The sequence below is a fragment of the Amycolatopsis sp. NPDC114505 genome (assembly GCF_055633615.1).
This window is the reverse complement of the sequence record NZ_JBVKDV010000002.1, coordinates 745,022-763,574: the sequence shown is the minus strand read 5'-3', so window position 1 is coordinate 763,574 and position 18,553 is coordinate 745,022. Positions and strand designations below refer to the sequence as shown.

The 18,553-nt window shown below is 71.1% G+C and carries 17 protein-coding genes; 7 read left to right on the top strand and 10 right to left on the bottom strand.

Annotated features, from left to right (window positions below; translation table 11 throughout):
• Nucleotides 1–6: 6 nt before the first annotated feature.
• From ACZ7OU_RS21640 to ACZ7OU_RS21630, 3 genes are all read left to right on the top strand, one after another.
• Nucleotides 7–1,467, top strand: a complete 1,461-nt coding sequence (locus ACZ7OU_RS21640) for a cytochrome P450 (RefSeq protein ID WP_470256386.1) — start codon at nucleotides 7–9, stop codon at nucleotides 1,465–1,467.
• Between the two features lie 247 nt (nucleotides 1,468–1,714).
• The gene (locus tag ACZ7OU_RS21635) at nucleotides 1,715–3,532 is read left to right on the top strand and encodes a putative bifunctional diguanylate cyclase/phosphodiesterase (protein WP_470257642.1); all 1,818 of its coding nucleotides are present in this window, start codon (nucleotides 1,715–1,717) and stop codon (nucleotides 3,530–3,532) included.
• Nucleotides 3,533–3,614: 82 nt separating this feature from the next.
• The gene (locus ACZ7OU_RS21630; protein ID WP_155542548.1) at nucleotides 3,615–4,076 is read left to right on the top strand and encodes a peroxiredoxin; all 462 of its coding nucleotides are present in this window, start codon (nucleotides 3,615–3,617) and stop codon (nucleotides 4,074–4,076) included.
• A 210-nt stretch (nucleotides 4,077–4,286) separates the two neighbouring features.
• Here ACZ7OU_RS21630 and ACZ7OU_RS21625 read toward each other — a convergent pair whose 3' ends face one another.
• The 5 genes from ACZ7OU_RS21625 to ACZ7OU_RS21605 all read right to left on the bottom strand — a co-directional run bounded on the left by ACZ7OU_RS21625 (nucleotide 4,287) and on the right by ACZ7OU_RS21605 (nucleotide 8,711).
• The gene (locus tag ACZ7OU_RS21625; protein WP_470256385.1) at nucleotides 4,287–4,808 is read right to left on the bottom strand and encodes a GNAT family N-acetyltransferase; all 522 of its coding nucleotides are present in this window, start codon (nucleotides 4,806–4,808) and stop codon (nucleotides 4,287–4,289) included.
• Entirely contained in the window at nucleotides 4,805–5,332 is a 528-nt protein-coding gene (locus ACZ7OU_RS21620) for a GNAT family N-acetyltransferase (RefSeq protein WP_470256384.1), read from the bottom strand. The genes ACZ7OU_RS21625 and ACZ7OU_RS21620 overlap by 4 nt, the downstream gene beginning before the upstream one ends.
• A 42-nt stretch (nucleotides 5,333–5,374) precedes the next feature.
• The gene (locus tag ACZ7OU_RS21615; RefSeq protein WP_470256383.1) at nucleotides 5,375–6,580 is read right to left on the bottom strand and encodes an LCP family protein; all 1,206 of its coding nucleotides are present in this window, start codon (nucleotides 6,578–6,580) and stop codon (nucleotides 5,375–5,377) included.
• 96 nt (nucleotides 6,581–6,676) lie between these two features.
• Nucleotides 6,677–7,924, bottom strand: coding sequence for a class I SAM-dependent methyltransferase (locus tag ACZ7OU_RS21610; protein ID WP_470238294.1), 1,248 nt, complete (start codon nucleotides 7,922–7,924; stop codon nucleotides 6,677–6,679).
• 94 nt (nucleotides 7,925–8,018) lie between these two features.
• Nucleotides 8,019–8,711, bottom strand: a complete 693-nt coding sequence (locus tag ACZ7OU_RS21605) for an alpha/beta hydrolase (RefSeq protein ID WP_470256382.1) — start codon at nucleotides 8,709–8,711, stop codon at nucleotides 8,019–8,021.
• Nucleotides 8,712–8,828: 117 nt separating this feature from the next.
• Here ACZ7OU_RS21605 and ACZ7OU_RS21600 point away from each other — a divergent pair, with 117 nt between their 5' ends.
• Entirely contained in the window at nucleotides 8,829–9,557 is a 729-nt protein-coding gene (locus ACZ7OU_RS21600) for an SIS domain-containing protein (RefSeq protein WP_470256381.1), read from the top strand.
• Between the two features lie 115 nt (nucleotides 9,558–9,672).
• A complete protein-coding gene (locus ACZ7OU_RS21595; protein WP_470256380.1) occupies nucleotides 9,673–10,833 on the top strand; it encodes a serine hydrolase domain-containing protein in 1,161 nt (386 codons plus the stop codon).
• Nucleotides 10,834–10,980: 147 nt separating this feature from the next.
• Here ACZ7OU_RS21595 and ACZ7OU_RS21590 read toward each other — a convergent pair whose 3' ends face one another.
• Both ACZ7OU_RS21590 and ACZ7OU_RS21585 read right to left on the bottom strand, forming a co-directional pair.
• Entirely contained in the window at nucleotides 10,981–12,852 is a 1,872-nt protein-coding gene (locus tag ACZ7OU_RS21590; RefSeq protein WP_470257641.1) for an ABC transporter ATP-binding protein, read from the bottom strand.
• Nucleotides 12,853–12,951: 99 nt separating this feature from the next.
• Nucleotides 12,952–13,380, bottom strand: coding sequence for a MarR family winged helix-turn-helix transcriptional regulator (locus ACZ7OU_RS21585; RefSeq protein WP_470256379.1), 429 nt, complete (start codon nucleotides 13,378–13,380; stop codon nucleotides 12,952–12,954).
• 72 nt (nucleotides 13,381–13,452) lie between these two features.
• On the opposite strand from ACZ7OU_RS21585, the gene ACZ7OU_RS21580 reads away from it, so the two are divergent.
• Together ACZ7OU_RS21580 and ACZ7OU_RS21575 are read left to right on the top strand one after the other, a co-directional pair.
• Nucleotides 13,453–14,304, top strand: a complete 852-nt coding sequence (locus ACZ7OU_RS21580) for an LLM class flavin-dependent oxidoreductase (RefSeq protein ID WP_470256378.1) — start codon at nucleotides 13,453–13,455, stop codon at nucleotides 14,302–14,304.
• Between the two features lie 107 nt (nucleotides 14,305–14,411).
• Nucleotides 14,412–15,665, top strand: a complete 1,254-nt coding sequence (locus tag ACZ7OU_RS21575; protein WP_470239005.1) for a glycosyltransferase 87 family protein — start codon at nucleotides 14,412–14,414, stop codon at nucleotides 15,663–15,665.
• On the opposite strand, the gene ACZ7OU_RS21570 is transcribed toward ACZ7OU_RS21575, so the two are convergent.
• The 3 genes from ACZ7OU_RS21570 to ACZ7OU_RS21560 form a co-directional block, all read right to left on the bottom strand.
• Entirely contained in the window at nucleotides 15,666–15,875 is a 210-nt protein-coding gene (locus ACZ7OU_RS21570; protein ID WP_003071237.1) for a helix-turn-helix domain-containing protein, read from the bottom strand.
• Between the two features lie 178 nt (nucleotides 15,876–16,053).
• A complete protein-coding gene (locus ACZ7OU_RS21565; protein WP_470238300.1) occupies nucleotides 16,054–17,682 on the bottom strand; it encodes an ABC-F family ATP-binding cassette domain-containing protein in 1,629 nt (542 codons plus the stop codon).
• Nucleotides 17,683–17,818: 136 nt separating this feature from the next.
• Nucleotides 17,819–18,490 (bottom strand): acVLRF1 family peptidyl-tRNA hydrolase, encoded by a 672-nt coding sequence (locus tag ACZ7OU_RS21560; protein WP_470256377.1) that lies wholly within the window; start codon nucleotides 18,488–18,490, stop codon nucleotides 17,819–17,821.
• Between the last annotated feature and the right edge of the window lie 63 nt (nucleotides 18,491–18,553).

Genomic DNA, 18,553 nt, shown 5'->3' with positions numbered 1-18,553 from the left:
GGGGAGATGGTCACTTTGCCGGGCACCGTGAGCCGAGCCGCCGAGGCACTGCGTGAACGCGTGCCGCCCCTGACCGCGCTTCCCCTCCCCCACCGGGTCGATGAACGGTGGCTGCAGTCGCGGTGGCCCGTCAAGGAGCTCGCCACTCCTCCCGCCGGCAGCGGGCTCAAGCCCGTGCTCGGCGATGAAGGCCCGCCCGTCGTCGGGCACATGCTCGAGATGATGCGCTTCGGCCCCGCCTTCGGGCTGCGCCGCTTCGAGCTCTACGGCCCCGTGTCGTGGACCGGTGGCTTCGGCCGGCGGATCGTCGCGCTGTCCGGGCCGGAGGCGACGCAGATCGCGCTCGTCAACAAGGACAAGGCCTTCTCGCAGGAAGGCTGGAAGTTCTTCATCGAGAAGTTCTTCGAGCGCGGCCTGATGCTGATGGACTTCGGCGAGCACCACCTGCACCGCCGGATCATGCAGGAGGCCTTCACCCGCCCGCGGCTCACCGGCTACGTCGGCGAAATGGGCCCGGCGCTGCGCGAAGGCGTCGCGAGCTGGGGTTCGGCCGAACGCCCGCGGCTGTACTGGGCGCTCAAGCAGCTGACCCTCGACGTCGCGACGCGCGTGTTCATGGGCATGCGCAGCGGCGCCGACTCCCACCGGATCAACCGCGCGTTCGTCAGCTCCGTGCGCGCCGGCACCGCGCTGGTGCGCTTCCCGGTGCCCGGCGGGCGCTGGTCGGCCGGGTTGCACGGGCGGAAGGTCCTCGAGCGCTACTTCAGCGAAAACCTGCCCGCGAAACGGAAGTCCGACGGTGACGACCTCTTCACCGCGCTCTGCCACGCCACCACCGAGGACGGCGACCGCTTCACCGACACCGACATCGTCAACCACATGATCTTCCTGATGATGGCCGCGCACGACACGACCACCATCACCAGCAGCGCGATGGCGTACTACCTCGCCAAGCACCCGGAATGGCAGGAACGCGCCCGCGAGGAGTCCCTCGCCCTCGGCGACGACATCCTCGACATCGACGCCATCGACGAGCTGAAGACCCTCGACCTCGTCATGAAGGAGGCGCTGCGGCTGGTCGCGCCGGTGCCGTCGCTGACCCGGCAGACCGTCAAGGACACCGAGGTGCTCGGCCACTACATCCCCGCGGGCACCCTGTGCGGCGTTTCGCCGACGGTGAACCACTTCTCGCCGGAGCACTGGACGAACCCCTTCGAGTTCGACCCCGAGCGGTTCGCCGAGCCGCGCCGCGAGGACAAGTCCCACCGGATGGCGTGGATGCCGTTCGGCGGCGGCGCGCACAAGTGCATCGGGCTCCACTTCGGCGGTCTCGAGGTGAAGTTGCTGATGCACGAAATGCTGCGGGCCCACCGCTGGTCGGTTCCGGAGAGTTACACGGCGAAGTGGGATTACGTGTCCCTGCCGGTGCCCGCGGACGGTCTTCCGGTGCGTCTGAGCCGTCGCTGACCCTCTCGCAGCCCAGGTCTGTCCACCACTGCATACGCCGTGTGACAAAAAGTTACCGCATGTGGAGATTCGTTCACTCGTTCAGCCGGTAGACACCCCGTTACGCGCATGATGGCGTGGCATCGGTCGCGGGCGAGGGGTACCTAGTGTGGCTTCATGATCCCCGGCACCGTGCCTGAACTGGCCTGACCTGTGCGTGAAGAGGTGGAGTGTGCCTGAGTCCGGTGCCGCGCCAGGACTGCTGGACGTGGCGCGCCGGTGGGCGGCGACGTTGGCCGACACCAAAGGAGTAACACTCCCGCTGGAGGAGCTGGAACCACTGCTGCTGGAGATCGCGCACGACGCGGTCGACCACGCCGGCTCGAGTCACGGCGGCGCCCTGCACCGGTTCACGGCGCTCTACGCCGCGTCGCCGATGGGGATCGCGCTGGCCGACCCGGACGGCGAGATCGTGGAGGCCAACCTCGCGCTCGGCCAGCTGCTCGGCTGCTCGCCGAACCGGTTGCGGGGCCGCCACATCACCGACCTCGGCTCGACCGACCACGACGTCTCGCGGCTCAAGGCCGGGCTCGAGCAGGTGCGCAACGGACGTGAGCGCTACCAGGAGCGGATGCTGCTCGACCACACCGAGGACGGGCAGCTCTGGACCGACGTCGCCCTCGCCCGGCTGCCCGGCGACCGGCCGGGCTCGGTCTACCCGGTGCTGATGGTCTCCGACGCGAACGAGCTGCACCTGCTGCAGGAACGGCTGCTGCACCAGAACGTGCACGACCCCCTGACCGGGCTGCCGAACGCGTCGTCGTTCGCCACCAAGCTCGAAGCGACCCTGGGGGCCGGCGCGCGCGACGACATCGCGCTGATCTACCTCGACGTCGACGGCTTCAAGGTCGTCAACGACGGTCTCGGCGCCGGCGTCGGCGACCAGGTGCTGCGCGGGGTCGCCAGCAAGCTGTCGGCGGTGTTCACCGGCCACCACGACGGGTTCGTCGCCCGGCTGTCCGGCGACGGCTTCGCGGTGCTGCTGCGGGGCCGGCTGACGGCCACCGAGGTCGTCGGGCTCGTCGAACGGGCGCTGGAGGACCTCAACGAGCCGATCTACCTCGGCGGGCACGGCATCGGCGTGAGCGCGAGCGCCGGCATCGTCGTGCGCGCGGCGGTCGAAGACGGCGGCGCGGAGCTGCTGCGGGCGGCGGAGATCGCGCTGCACCGGGCCAAGGAGGCCGGCAAGGCGCAGTGGATGCTGTTCGACCCCGAGCTGGACGCCCGCGACCGCGGCCGCTACCAGCTGGGCGCGGTGATCGCCGGGGCGCTGGAGAACGGCGAGTTCTCGCTCGTCTACCAGCCGACGGTGAAGCTCACCGACCCCGACCGCCTCGCCGCGGTCAACGCCGGCCTGCGCTGGAACCACCCGGAGAAGGGCGAGCTCGGCTCGGACGAGTTCTACCCGCTGGCCCAGACGACCGGCATGACGGTGCCGCTGGGCCGCTGGCTCCTGGCGGAGTCCCTGGCGGCGACGGCCCGCTGGCGGTCGCGCTTCGGCGCGGCGGCCCCGGACGTGTGCGTCCAGCTGCCGACGCGCCTGGCGATCGACCCGGACCTGGTGATGCTGGTGAAGGAGCAGCTCGACAAGCACGAGCTGCCGCCGAACGCGCTCCGGCTGTGCACGGACCGCGAATCGGTCCTCGACCCGCGCGGTGAGGTGCTGGACTCGTTCGCGGTGCTGTCCGACCTGGGCACCCAGCTGGTCCTGACGATCACGGGCTCGGCCGACCTGGAGCTGATCCCCCAGCGCCGGCTGCCGGTGCACCACGTGATTCTGTCGGGCGCGGTGGTCGACGCACTGGACTCGGACTCGCCGCCGGAGCCGGCCCTGCGGCACCTGACGCAGCTGGTGACGCGCGCCCGCGAGCTGAAGCTGCGGGTGGGCGCGGAGGGCGTCCGGACGCACGAGCAGGCGGCCCGGCTGCGCCAGCTGGGCGTCCTGGCGGCCCGTGGCCCGTTCGTGAGCGACTCGGCCACGGGAGACGAGGTCGACGAGCTGATCGCCCGGCACCCCACCCGCTGATCCGGAGGGTGACCAAGCCGGGTGCGCGGCGGCTCCGAAGACCCGGCAGGATGGGTTCTGCCGCCGACGAGAAGGGACCTCCATGGAAGCCGGAGACCTCGCCCCCGATTTCACGCTGCCCGATGACCAGGGCGCCGACCGCACGCTGTCGGACTTCCTGGCCACCGGCCCGGTGGTGCTGTTCTTCTACCCGGCCGCGATGACCGGCGGCTGCACCGCGGAGAGCTGCCACTTCCGCGACCTCGCCGCCGAGTTCGCCGAGGTCGGCGCGCACCGGATCGGCATCAGCCCGGACGGCGTCACCAAGCAGCGGCAGTTCTCGGAAGCCAACGGCTTCGACTACCCGCTGCTGTCCGATGTGGAGGGTGAGGTCGCCAAGCAGTTCGGCGTCTGGCGGAAGCTGCTGCCGCTGCACGCCAAGCGCGCCACGTTCGTGATCGGCGAGGACCGGAAGGTGCTCGAGAAGATCAAGAGCGAGCTGAACTTCACGGTCCACGCCGACCAGGCGCTCAAGGTCCTGCGGGAGCGGAACAAGGTTTCCTGAGCGGTCAGCGGCGGGGCGGCCAAGGCCGGGGCCGGCGCAGCTGCGCGCCGGCCACCCGCCAGCCTCTCGGCCGGTCGTGCCGGCGTCGCGGCCGGACCCCGTACTCGTGCGCTTCGGCGCGGTGCCCGCGCCGCTCGGCCCGATTGGTGCTCGATTTTCCCAAAGCGGACCGCGTGCACGGCCACGGATGACTTCCGACGTACCCCAGTATCACGGCTTCTCCTTACGCCACACGTGGTTCATCCCAGCGCACGCTGGGGCTAGCGGCTTCTCCGCCGGCTCCTCGCGCACCTTCGTGAAGCCGAGGCGCGCGGGCACCGCTCCACTTCGGACGTTTCGTTCGTCGTGCTTGATCTCGACGTACCCCGCGCCGAGCCGGAATGCTTCCGCGGTCAGCAGCTCGACGGCCCGGGTGATCAGGCCGCGGCCGGTGAAGTCCCGCGCGAGCCAGTAGCCGATCTCGACACCGCCCTCGCGCGCCATCGTGCCGACGCCGCCCGCGATCGCCCCGCCGGCCCGGATGGCGAAGTCGTGCGTCTCGCCGGTCTCCCAGTTCTTCCGGGTCCGTTCCAGGAACTCGGCGCTGTCTTCGGCGGTGTAGCCATCGGCGGCCCAGATCAGCCAGGCCCCGATGTGGTCGAGAGTCCCGGCGATCGTCGCGGTGAGGTCCACGGCGTCGGTGAGCTGCCAGCGAGTCAGCGTGAAGCCGTCCCCGGTGTACGTCTCTTTCACGGCTTCTCCTTCCGCCACACCTGCTTGACGCCGACGCACGCCGGTGGCCCGTCGTCGCCGGGTTCCTTGCGCACCACCGAAAACCCGAGCCGGGCCGGAACCGCTCCGCTGCGGACGTTCGCCTCGTCGTGCCGGATCTCGACGTACCCCGCGCCGCGGTGGAAGGCGTCCGAAACCAGCAGCGCGACCGCGCGGGTTACCACGCCGCGGCCGGTGAAGTCCCGCGCTAGCCAATAGCCGATCTCGACGCCGCCCTCGCGGGTCATCACGCCGACGGCGCCCGCGAGCACGCCGTCCACGCGGATCGCCCACTCGAACGCCCGGCCGGTTTCCCAGTTTTCGTGCGTCAGGAGCAAGAACGCCGCCGCGTCCTCGTCCGTGTAGCCGCCGGTCGCCCAGGGCACCCAGTCGGCCAGGTGCGCGCCGGATTCCGTGACCACCGTCGGCAGCCAGGCGCGATCGGAGAAGGACCAGCGACTCAGCGAAAACTCGTCGCGGGAAAAAGTCTCGGCCGGGGTCTCCATGGCTTCCATGGTGCCCCGGCCGAGTGCTGAAGCGCTCCCGATTTAATTCGTGATGGCGCTGTCGGGGATCTCCGTGTCGTTCTTCAGCGCGTCGAACAGCTGCTTCGACTTGGTCTTGTCCCAGTTCTCCGCGGACCCGCTGGTGACCGGGACCGTCGTCGTCACGACGCCGCCCGAGGAGATCCCGCGCATCGCGATCGCCAGGCCGGCCAGGTTGTGCACGTGGTCGCCGGAGTCCATCGTCAGCGCGTCCGGCCCGGAGCCCAGCAGCGGGAAGAAGTGGAACGGGTTGAGCAGCGTGCCGGGGCTGGCGATCTGGCTGACCAGCGCGCCGATGAACTTGCGCTGGTTGGCGACGCGGTCGAGGTCCGAGCGCGGCGTCGCGTCACTGTGGCGCATCCGGACGAAGCCGAGCGCGCCGCGGCCGTCGAGCGACTGGCAGCCCGCCTTGATGCTGATGCCGGTGACCGTGTCGTTCATGTCCTTGTCGATGCACATGTCGACGCCGCCGATCGCGTCGACGATCTTCGCGAACCCGCCGAAGCCGATCTCGGCGTAGTGGTCGATGTGCAGCCCGGTGGCGCCTTCGACGGTCTGCGCGAGCAGCTTCGGCCCGCCCAGCGAGAACGCCGCGTTGATCTTGTTCTTGCCGTGGCCGGGGATCGCCACCTGCGAGTCGCGCGGCAGCGACAGCAGCGTCGGCTTGGTGGAGTTGTCGGGGATGTGCGCGACCATGATCGTGTCGGTGCGCTGCCCGCCGCCCGCCGCCGCGACGTCGCCGGTGGCCAGGCGTTCCTCGTCCTCCGCGGTGAGGCCTTCGCGGCTGTCCGAGCCGACGATCAGCCAGTTGGTGCCGGACGCGGCGACCGGGCGGCCCGAGTAGTCGGCGAGCGCGTCGACGCGCTTGATGGAGAACTCCAGGTAGACCCAGATGCCGGCGACGAAGACGACGAACACCAGCAGCAGCGTCAGCAGGACCTTGCCGAAGCTCCAGCGGCGCCGGCGCGGCGGCCGGGACGGCGGGTAGTCGTCGTCCACCGGACGCCGGGGCGGGTCCTGCCGCGGGGCCGGCGCGTACTGCCGCTCGTCCTCGCGGGTGCCCATCGGGCGGGTGCGCTCGTCGTACGGGCTCTGGCCGCGCCCGGGCAGCGGCATCATCTGCGCGCGCTGGTGGTCCCGGGATCGGCCGTCGGGCCGGGGCGGCGGCATCCGGCGCCCGCCGTCGTCGCCACGGTACGTCATCACCATCACCCAATCCCGATCCGGACAAACGTGTCGCCGTCAGTACACCGCACGTCCTCGTAAGAGGGACGTCCGGCACCGGGGTCGGGTTGTCCGGCGGGGTTACTTGCCGGTCGCCTCGTAGCCGAACTGGTGGACCTTGAGGTATCCGGAGCGGAACCCGGCCTCGGAATAGGCCAGGTAGAACTCCCACATCCGGCGGAAGACGTCGTCGAACCCGAACCCGGCGATGTCGGCCCAGCGGTGCAGGAACCGTTCGCGCCACAACCGTAGCGTGTGCGCGTAGTCCTGGCCGAACTCGCGCATCCCGGCCAGCTTGAGGCGGGTGTTCGCCGCGAGGCCGTCCTCCACGGAACGCACCGACGGGATGATGCCGCCGGGGAAGATGTACTTGTGGATCCAGGTGTAGGCCCGCGAGGCCGCCATCATCCGGTCGTGGTCCATGGTGATGGCCTGCAGCCCGAACCGCCCGCCCGGGCGCAGCCGCTCGCCGATCGTCGCGTAGAACGTCGGCCAGTAGGACGCGCCGACGGCCTCGATCATCTCGACGCTGACCACGGCGTCGAACTGCCCGCTCGACTCGCGGTAGTCGCACAGCTTCACCTCGACGCGGTCGCTGAACCCGGCCGCGGCGATCCGCTCGGTGGCCAGCGCGCGCTGTTCCTCCGAAATGGTCAGTGACGTCACGTGGGCGCCGCGGGCCGCGGCGCGGATGGCGAGTTCACCCCATCCGGTGCCGATTTCGAGGACTTCGCTGCCTTCGCGGACGCCGGCGTAGTCGAGCACGCTGTCGATCTTGCGGTGCTGGGCGGCGGTGAGGTCCTCGCCGGGGCCGAACAGCGCCGAGGAGTACATCATCGACTCGTCGAGGAACGCCCCGAACAGGTCGTTGGACAGATCGTAGTGCCGGTGGATGTTGGCCCGCGCGCCCTCGAGGGTGTTCTCCTCGGCCGGCGGCTGCGTGCGCTCGGCGATCTTCCGGAACTTCTGCAGCACCGGCGGCACGAGGGTGGCCATCCGCGCGGCGAACGGCGTCAGCACCTCGGCCAGGTCGGACGCGGTCCAGTCGCCGGCCATGTAGGACTCGCCGAAGCCGATCTTGGCGTCCGCACCGAGGCGGTGGAAGAAGGACTCGGGGCGCAAAATACGCATTTCGGGTGATTCCGGACCACCGGCGCCGAGCACGGTGCCGTCGGGGAACGTCACCCGCAGGTCGAGCGGGCGGACCGCGCGGCGGAACAGCGCGGCGGCGATCCGGGCGCGCAGCGGAGAACGCGGCGGGCTGGCCAAGCCCGGCCAGCGGGACTCGTCGGGGATGTTCTGAGCGCGGTCAACACTCGAGGTGGTCACGGTTCTCCCTCCGCCCGGCCTGGTGCGCCGGTGATCGATCGTAGTCGCCGCACCCCCGCGGCGCGCTTCGCAAGATGCCCTGTCCGGGGCGGTCCTACACGGGTATTCGGAGCCGTTCGGGCCCCGGCGCGGCCCACGCGCCGCGCAGTTCGTCGGCAGTGTCCCCAGCGAGCACTTCCAGTGTGAAAGCAATCGTCAGCCGGGTCCAGACGGACGACCGGCGGAGCATCGCGTGACCCTCGTTGGCGATCTCGAAGCGGGCGACACGGGCGGCGACGCCCTCGGCGCGTTCGGCGAACGCGTGCGACTCCGCGGGGCTGGTCATCCGGTCGCGGGTGCCGTGCACGATGAGCACCGAGCGTCCGGCGACGGCGTCGACCGGCTCACCCCGCGGCGTCCACGGCGCGAGCGCGCAGACCCCGCGCACGGCCGCGTCGTCGGCCACGCGCAGCGCCACCCGGCCGCCCATCGAGTGCCCGACCAGTACGACCGGGAGACCCGGGTGGTCGGCGTGGATGCGGTCGAGGGCCCAGCGGGCGTCGTCGAGGGGGTCCATGGCGGGGGCGTTCCAGCCGTACCGGCGGTTGCGCAGCAGCCGCACCTCGACGCCGTCCTTGCGGCAGGCCCGGTGCAGGGCGCGCGCGATCGGGACCATCCGGAGGTAGGCCAGCTTCCAGGGCGGCACACTGCCCGTGCCGTGCTCGGCGCCGCCGTGGAGCACGAGCACGACCGCCTCGGTCCGCCCGCGTGCCGGCCACACCGACATCGCCGGTTCCGCCTCGCTCACCCGTGTCCTCCTGTCGCCCTGCATTCGGGTCAACCGCACCCGTCCACCAGGCTATTCCACCGTGCAGCACCATCTTCGCGGTAGATTCGGCGCCCGGTCCCCTACGGAAGGGTGGGTGTGGTGAGCGCCACGGACATCTCGGGCAGCGTCGCGAAGCAACTGGCGGACGTCGAACAGGCCAACGCCGAGGCGGTGCGCGAAGCGGCGGATCTGGTGCTGGGGGTGATCCGGGCCGACGCACTGGTCTATACCGCCGGCGCCGGGCACTCGCTGGCGGCCGTCGCCGAGACGTTCTACCGGGCGGGCGGCCTGGCGTGCGTCTACCCGCTGTACCACCCGGACCTGCTCCCGCTGCACGGCGCGGTGAGCAGCACGAAGACCGAGCGGCGCACCGGCCTGGCCGCCGAGGTGCTGGCCGAGCGCGCGCCGGGGGCGGACGACGTGCTGGTCGTGTTCTCCACGTCCGGGTCGAACCCGTACCCGGTCGAGCTGTGCATCGAGGCCCGCGAGCGCGGGGCGGCGGTCATCGCGATCACGTCGCGGGCGTGCGTGGCGGCGGCGCCGAAGCGGTCGTCGAGCACGCTGGTCGAGCAGGGCACCGTCGTGCTCGACTCGCTGGTCATCCCCGGCGACGCGAGCTACCCGCCGGACGCGCCGCACACCGCGCCGCTGTCCACTGTGGTCAACGCGTTCCTGTGGAACCTGGTCCTCGCGCAGGTGTACGACCGCGGGACGGCCGAGGGTCTCGACGTCCCGCTGTGGCGCAGCTCCAATGTGGAGGGCGGCGACCAGGCGAACGAGGCGCTGCTGGCTAAGTACGGCGCGATCGTGCCGCGGCTGAAGTAGCCGCCTTTTCCGTGAATAAGCACCGGCCGGGCATGCCTTGACGGGCGTGCCCGGCCCGCTTTAGCGTCTCCATACCGACTGGTCGGTGTGCTCAACGACGAGCTGAGGAGATCCCATGGACGGTGCCACGGCGACGGTGCACGGCGAGTGCGCTCCCGGGTTCGAGCCGGTGCGCGAGGCCTTCGAAGAGAACTTCCGCGAGCGCGGCGAGCTGGGTGCCGCGTTCACGGCCATCCGGCACGGCGAGGTCGTCGTGGACCTGTGGGGCGGCTGGTCCGGGCCGGACCGCGTGCGGGAGTGGCGGCCGGACACCCTCGCCAACGTCTGGTCGACGACCAAGGGCATGACCGCGATCTGCGCGCACAGGCTCGCCGACGCCGGCGAGCTGGACGTCGACGCGCCGGTCGCGAAGTACTGGCCCGAGTTCGCCGCCGCGGGCAAGGGCGAGATCCCGGTGCGGTGGCTGCTCACGCACCGCTCCGGCGTCCCCGGCATCGGCCTCGAGCGGCCGGTGGCCGTCGAGGAGCTGTACGACTGGGACCTGATGACGTCGCTGTTCGCGGCGCAGGAACCGTTGTACGAGCCCGGTTCCGCGGGCGGGTACCACGCGCTGGCGTACGGCTGGCTCGTCGGCGAGGTCGTCCGGCGGATCGCCGGGCAGGGCATCCGCGAGTTCTTCGCCGAGCAGGTCGCCGGGCCGCTCGGCGCGGACTTCTCGATCGGGCTGGGTCCCGACGCCGACCTGGACCGCTGCGCGACCCTCGTCGACCCGGTGATGACCGAGGAGATGGCGAACGCGCTGGCCACGGCGTTCGCGAGCGCCGGCCCGGTCGCGCAGGCGGCGTTGACCAACCCGCAGCTCGCCGGCCACCACGCGAACGAACCGGCCTTCCGCCACGCCGTCATGCCGGCGTTGAACGGCCACGGCACGGCCCGCGCGATCGCCACGATCTACAACGGGCTCGTCGACGGCACCCTGCTGTCGTCCTCGGCTTTGGCCCGGGCGCGCGAGAGCCAGGGCAAGGAGATCGACGCGGTGCTCGGCCTCCCGAACGAGTGGGGCCTGGGCTTCTACCTCGGCAGCGACGCCCGCGGCTTCGGCCCCAACCCCCAGGCCTTCGGCCACGACGGCCTGGGCGGCTCCACCGGCGCCGCCGACCCGGAGAACGGCCTCGCCTTCGGCTACACCCTCAACCAGCTGGGCCCCCTGATCCGCGACGACCCCCGCAAGATGGCCCTCGTCCAAGCCCTCTACAAGTCCCTCCCGAACACATAACCCCCGTACCTGGCCGGACGACACGCGTACCCAGCTGGACGACACGCGTACCCAGGCGGACGACACGGCGCAGGCCGGGCGGCTGAGCCGTGTCGTCCATCCAGGTACGCGTGTCGTCCGTGCAGGTACGCGTGTCGTCCGCCTGGGTCACGCGACGGCGGGTTCTTGTTCTGCGAACTGGGTTGCGTGGAGGGTTGCGTAGCGGCCGTTGGCGGCCAGGAGCTCTTCGTGCGTTCCGCGCTCGACGATTTCGCCGTGTTCCAGGACCAGGATCTGGTCGGCGGCGCGGACCGTCGAGAGGCGGTGGGCGATGACCAGGGCCGTGCGGCCGGCCAGTGCGTGGGTCAGTGCCTCGCCGACCGCCGCCTCGGACTCGGAGTCCAGGTGCGCGGTCGCCTCGTCCAGGATGACGACCTTGGGCTGCGCCAGCAGCAACCGCGCGATCGTCAGCCGCTGACGCTCGCCGCCGGAGAGGCGGTAGCCGCGCTCCCCCACCGTCGTGTCGAGGCCATCCGGCAGGGAGTGCACCAGCTCGCCGAGCCGGGCCCGCTCCAGGGCCGCCCAGATCTCGTCGTCGGTGACGCCCGGACGCGCGTACGCCAGGTTCGCGCGGATCGTCTCGTGGAACAGGTGCCCGTCCTGCGTCACGACGCCGACGGTCTCCCGCAGCGAAGCGAAAGTCAGGTCCCGGACGTCCACATCGGACAGTCGCACCGAGCCGGAGTCGACGTCGTAGAGCCGCGGCAGCAGCGACGCGATCGTCGACTTCCCCGCCCCCGACGACCCGACCAGCGCGACCATCTGCCCCGGCTCGGCGCGGAACGAGATCCCGTGCAGGACTTCGTCGCCGCCACGGTGGTCGAGCGTCGCGACGTCCTCCAGCGACGCCAGCGAGTACCGATCCGCCGCGGGGTAACCGAAGCGGACGTCGGAGAACTCGACGGCGACCCCGGAAGAAGCGGGCAGCGCACGCGCGGCCGGCTTCTCCTCGATCATCGGCTTCAGGTCGAGGACCTCGAAGACCCGCTCGAACGACACCAGCGCCGTCATGACGTCGACGCGGACGTTGGCCAGCGCGGTCAGCGGCGCGTAGAGCCGGGTCAGCAGCAGCGCCAGCGCGACGACGGTACCCGGCGCGAGCTTGCCGGTCAGCGCGAGGTACCCGCCGAGGCCGTAGACGAGTGCCTGCGCCAGCGCCGAAACCAGGGTCAGGCTCGTCATGAACCAGCGGGTCAGCATCGCGGTCCGCACGCCGATGTCGCGCACGCGCCCCGCGCGCACGCCGAAGTCGTCCGCCTCCTGGACCGGCCGGCCGAAGAGCTTCACCAGAGTGGCGCCCGGCGCGGAGAACCGCTCGGTCATCTGCGTGGTCATGCCGGCGTTGAGGTTCGCGGCTTCCCGCTGCAGCCCGGCCATCCGGCGGCCGAGCCGGCGCGCGGGCAGCACGAAGATCGGCAGCAGCACCAGCGCGAGCAGCGTGACCTGCCACGACAGCGTCAGCATCACCGCCAGCGAGAGCGCCAGCTGGATCGTGTTGGTCACCAGGCCGGACAGCGTCGCGGTGAACGTCCGCTGCGCGCCGATGACGTCGTTGTTCAGCCGCGAGACCAGCGCACCGGTGCGGGTGCGCGTGAAGAACGCGATCGGCATCCGCTGCACGTGCTCGAACACCGCGCGGCGCAGGTCGTAGATGATGCCTTCGCCGATGCGCGCGGACTGCCAGCGCTCGATGAGGCCGAACCCGGCGTCGGCGACCGCGAGCAGCGCGATGACGACCGCGAGCCAGACGACCAGCGGCAGGTCACGGCCGCCGACGATCGCGTCGACCACCTTGCCCGCCAGGACCGGCGTCGACACCGCGAGGACCGCCGAGATCACGGTCAGCACGAGGAAGGCCAGCAGCCGCCGCCAGTGCGGCCGGGCGAACCGCGCGACGCGTTTCAGCGTGCCGCGGGTCAGCCCCTTCGGTACGTCGTTGGCGCGCATCGCCGAGCTCAGCAGCGCCCAGGTGTTGTCCATGAGGAACCCCCAGTGCGTCAAAACCTCTACTATAGCTGAGGTTTTCTCCGGATATGACCTGGACAACGCCACCGTCGTCCATTTGCTTCCCGCCGCCGTTCACTCCGCGCGAACAACGCGGTGCAGCGCGGCGCGCAGCCGTTCCGCATCTCCTTCGCCGAGCGGCGCCAGCAGCGCGGCCTCCGCCTGCCGGGTGACTTCCTCGCCCGCCACCCGAACGCGCTCGCCCTCGGCGGTCAGCGTAACCAGGCGCTTGCGGCGGTCGCCCGGCGCGACCTCGCGCCGGACCAGTCCCTTGTCCTCCAGCTCGTCGACCAGGGCGACCATCGTCGTCCGGTCGATGCCGAGGCGCGCCGCACCCTCCTGCTGCGACAGCGCCTGCCCGTCGCCGAACAGCGTGAGCAAGGCGAGCTGACGGCCGGTGATCCCGAGCGGGGCGTACCGCGGCTCGGCCAGCTCGGCGAGCCGCAGCTGGGCGTGCTTGAGCAGATAGCCGAGCCGGCGGTGGACGGCGAGATCGCTGGACATGCGAGAACTCTACCCTTACGCTGATCGTCAGTTTTACTGATGATTTGTCACACTGATAATCAGGAGTGCATCATGGTCACCGTCGGACTCAAGCCACCCCAGCAGCACATCGGCATCGCCGCACTCCGCGAGATCTGGGCCATCGCCGACGACGCCGGCTTCGACGGCTGCTGGGTCTTCGACCACCTCGCCCCGATGGGCCCGGACCGCACCGGCGACGTCTTCGACGGCTGGTCACTCCTCGCAGCGATGGCCGAGGCGACGCAGCGGGTGCGCATCGGATGTCTGGTGTCCGGAAACACGAACCGCCACCCGGGCACGTTCGCGAAGATCGCCGCGACGGTCGACCACCTCTCCGGCGGCCGGCTCGACGTCGGCCTCGGCGCGGGCGGCGACGCCTTCACCGACGCGATGATGGGTACGCCGACGCCGCCACCGGTCGAACGCGTCGAAAGACTCGCCGAGACCTGCGAAATCCTCAGTCTGCTGTGGACTCGGGAAGAAACCGATTACCGCGGCCGCCACCACACCTTGACCGCCGCGCGCAGCGACCCGAAGCCCCGGCAGCCGAAACCGCCGCTGTGGCTGGGCAGCAGCGGCGAGAAGCGCGGCCTGCGGGTCGTCGCCGAGCACGCCGACGTCTGGCTGAACGCGGCGCTGCCGGGCACGGAAATCACCGAGCTGCAACGGCTTTCGCGCGTGCTGGACGAGCACTGCGAGGCGGTCGGCCGCGACCCGGCGACGGTCCGCCGCGCCGCGCAGTTCCGGCTGCCGTCCGATGCGGACAGTGCCATTCGGCTCGCGCGGAGCCACATCGAGGCCGGCTTCACCGAGCTGGTCCTGATGCCGACCGGTCACGACGACGTTGTCAAAGCCACCGAAGCCGCCGCCGACCTGCTCCCCCACCTGCGAGAGCTCGACTGAACCCTCGGTAGCCTGGCCGGGTGGGAACGGAGGTGGGCCGGGCGCCCGCATGGCGGCGCGCGGCACGGCTCTTCACGGCCCCCGCGGCCACGCTCGAGCGCGCCCCGCTGCGCTGGGACCTCGGCTTTTACCTCGCCTGCCTGGCCTTCGCCCTGCCCACCGCGCTCAAGTCCGAGTTCTACGGCTACCGCGTCTGGGGCAACTTCGCGACGGTCGCCTACGCCCTCGGCGCGCTGCACAGCGGCTGGCTGCTGCTGTCCGCGCGCACCGGGCGGACGCCACGCGGCGTGCTCGGCTCGCGCTGGTGCGGGATCGCCGCGGTCGCCCTGTTGGCAATGATCCTTCCGTTGCTGCTTCTGGTGATCCGGCGACTGACCGGTGTGGACTGGCTGATCACGCCGTTCTCGTGGGCCGCGCAGCCCGAGGTCTGGGTGATCGAGCGGTCCGCGGATCTGCTGCTGCACCACGGAACCCCGTACGTCGACGTCACCGCGCTCGGCCGGGCGCCGGTGGTCAACGACTACACGCCGTACGGCCCGGTGATGGCGATCTTCGGCTTGCCGCGCGCGGTGTTCGGCGGCACCCCGCTGGGCGACGCGCTCACCGACGCCCGCTGGATGTTCGCGCTGGCCGCCTGCGCGTGCGTGCTGGGCACGCTGAAACTGCTGAAGTGGCCGAAGGTCCCGGTCGGCGCCGCCCAGCTCGCGCTGGCCTGCCCGCTCACCGCGCTCACCTGGGCCGTCGCCGGGCCGGACCTGGCGATCGTCGGGCTGCTGGTGCTCGCGTGCGCACTCGCCGCCACCGGGCGGGCCGCCTGGTCGGGCCTGGTGCTGGCACTGGTCGTCAGCGCGAAGCTCATCGTCGCGCCCGCGGCCGCGGTCCTGGTGGTGTTCGTGCTGGTACGCCGGGGGAAGGGGCTCGACTGGCCCGCCGTGGGGCGGTTCGCGTCAGCGCTGGTGGCCGCCACGGCCGCGCTGCACCTGCCCGTGTACCTCGTGGACCCGGCGGCGTTCGTGGAGCACGTCTTCCGCTTTCCCCTCGGGATGGGCGCTGTGCGGTCGCCCGCGGCGAGCCCGTTGCCGGGTCACCTCATCGCCGAAACCGGTCCGGTGGGCCAGGTGGCGGCGTTCGCGCTCGTCGGCGCCGCGGCCGTGGCCATGGTGCTCTGGCTGGTGCGCCGGCCCCCCGCGAACGGCTCCGGCGCAGTCCTGCGCATCGCCGTCGGACTCGGCGCGTTGATCCTGCTCACCCCGGCCACTCGATACGGTTATCTGGTGTACCCGCTGGTCCTGCTCGGGGCGTACCTGACGTTCCGTGCGGCCGAAGCTTCCACTGCGCGCCCCCCGCGCAGCAGTTCCTGACTACTTCTTCTTGACCCGCGTGGCCCCGCCGCGCCCCCGCAGCTGGACCCCGGACTCCGACAGCACCCGGTGGACGAACCCGTAGGAACGCCCCGTCGACTCCGCGAGCGCCCGGATGCTCGAGCCCTTCTCGTATTTCTTCTTGAGGTCAGCGGCCAGCTTGTCGCGCGTGTTGCCGGTGATCCGCGCGCCTTTCTTGAGATCAGCCACGTCGATCGCCTTCCCGCCGAGAGTGTTCTGGGCCACATATCGACCCCTGCCGGGGCAATGATCGAACACTGAGCGCCGGAATGCCAGACGACAGACGTAAAACAGCCGAAACTGCGATCACATTGGGCCATTCCAGTGCCCGGCCGTAGCGATCTTGCACCCGAATGGACGCATAGAGTCACGCAAGCTGGACAAGTTCCAGATAGTCGGCCGACCAGTGATCCTCGGTGCCGTCGGGCAGCAGGATGACTCGCTCGGGCTCCAGCGCCTCGACCGCGCCGGGGTCGTGCGTGACCAGGACGACGGCACCGGCGAAGCTGCGCAATGCGTCCAGGACCTGGGCACGGCTGGCCGGGTCCAGGTTGTTCGTCGGCTCGTCGAGGAGCAAGACGTTGGCAGCACTGGAGACCAGGCTCGCGAGGGCGAGCCGGGTCTTCTCGCCACCGGAAAGCGTGCCGGCGGGCTGGTCGAGTTGTTCGCCGGTGAAGAGGAACGAGCCGAGCAGGTTCCGCAACTCCTGAGCACCGGTGTCCGGTGAGAGATGTCGGATGTTTTCCCACACCGACGCATCATGATCAAGAGTTTCGTGTTCCTGTGCGTAATAGCCCAAACGCATTCCGTGACCCGGCACGATCTCACCGGTGTCCGGAGTTTCCATTCCGCCGAGGAGCCGGAGCAAAGTAGTCTTTCCCGCACCGTTCAGCCCGAGTACGACCACCTTCGAACCGCGGTCGATCGCGAGATCGACGCCGGTGAAGATTTCCAGTGAGCCGTACGACTTCGAGAGGCCTTCGGCGGTGAGCGGGGTCCGGCCGCACGGGGCGGGCTCGGGGAACTTGATCCGGGCGACCTTGTCGGCCACCCGGGTCTCGTCGAGCGCGGACAGCATCTGCTCGGCGCGGCGCGCCATGTTCTTGGCCGCCACGGCCTTCGTCGCCTTCGCGCCGAGCTTCGCGGCCTGCTGCTGCAGTGCCGACGCCTTCTTCTCGGCGTTGGCGCGCTCACGGCGGCGGCGCTTCTCGTCGGTCGCGCGCGCGTCGAGGTAGCGCTGCCAGCCCATGTTGTACAGGTCGAGCTCGCCGCGGGTGGCGTCGAGGAACCACACCTTGTTGACGACGTCGGCCAGCAGCTCGACGTCGTGGCTGATCACGACCAGGCCACCGTCGTGCTGCTTGAGGAACCCGCGCAGCCAGTTGATGGAGTCGGCGTCGAGGTGGTTGGTCGGCTCGTCGAGCAGCAGGATCGTCTCGGACTTGCCGCCCGCGCCCGCTTCGGCCGCGGCGAACAGGATCCGCGCCAGCTCGACGCGGCGGCGCTGCCCACCGGACAGCGTCTGCAGCGTCTGCGCCAGGACCCGGTCGGCCAGGCCGAGGTTCGAGCAGATGCGCGCGGCTTCGCTCTCCGCGGCGTACCCGCCGAGCGAGGAGAACCGCTCTTCGAGCCGGGCGTAGCGGTTGATGGCCTTGTCGCGCGCGGCGTCGTCGACGAGCTCGGCCATCGAGGCCTGCGCCTTCTCCATGTCGCGCATCAGCTTGTCGAGGCCGCGCGCGGAGAGCACGCGGTCCTTCGCGGTGACCGAAAGATCACCTTCGCGCGGGTCCTGCGGCAGGTAGCCGAGCTCGCCGGTGCGGCGGACCTCGCCCGCGTGCGGCTCACCTTCGCCGGCGAGGACCTTCAGCGAGGTGGTCTTGCCCGCGCCGTTGCGGCCGACGAGGCCGATGCGGTCGCCGGACTGGATGCGGACGGTGACGCCGTTGAGCAGGATGCGCGAACCCGCGCGCAGCTCAAGGCCGGTGGCCGTGATCAAGGGAAACTCCCGTGGAAGGGGGGTGAACGGAGGACAGCGTCGAGCGGCCCGGGGGCCGCGGCGTCACTCCAGCTGGATATCCACGGAACCCAGTGTACGGGCCGCGGTCCACCGGATTTTCCGGACGTGTGCGGTCTCACCCGTCGCGCAGCGTGACCTGCACGGACAGCGCGCGCACGGCGGCTTCCTCGAGGACGGCCCGGCTCGGCTCGCCGACCTCCAGCACGCGCGGCTCCGCACGGGCGAACAGCCGGGCCAGCCGGCGGTCCTCGCGCAACGCGTCGAGTGCCCGGCGGTCGCCGCCGAGCACCACGGCGTCCACTTCGGACAGCCGCGGGACGAGCACCTCGAAGACGTCCTTGGCCGCGTCCTGGAGCGCGTGGCGCGCCTGCCCCGCGCGACGCCGGGCGAAGCGCTGCTGCGACCAGCCGCCCGCGGCCGAGCGGCCCTGCACGAGGTTCCGGCCGGTGCGCGAGACCTCGACCCGGCCCGCGCGCGCGATGCCGACGCTGTGCCCGCCCAGCCGCACCAGCACCAGCGCGATCCGGCGCGGCACCAGCGCGTGCGCCAGGAGCGCGTCGACGACCAGGCCGTCGAACGTCCCGGACGGCGCCGGCAGCGGTCCGAAAGGGACGGTCGCGGTCGCCGTCGCGCCGTCGGCGGCCAGCACCCGCACCGCGCGCGCCGCGACCTCCGTCGTCACGGTCCCTTCGTGGCGGGCGGAGAAGCGGTCGAACCAGCCGGCGAGACGATCGGGCGGCACCTCGACCGCGCGGCCGCCCCCGGCGACCTGCCGTGGCTTGGCCATGGGGGAAACGGTACGGGGCCGCCGCGTCGCCGCGACGGCCCCGTTCGGGTTGTTCAGTTCACG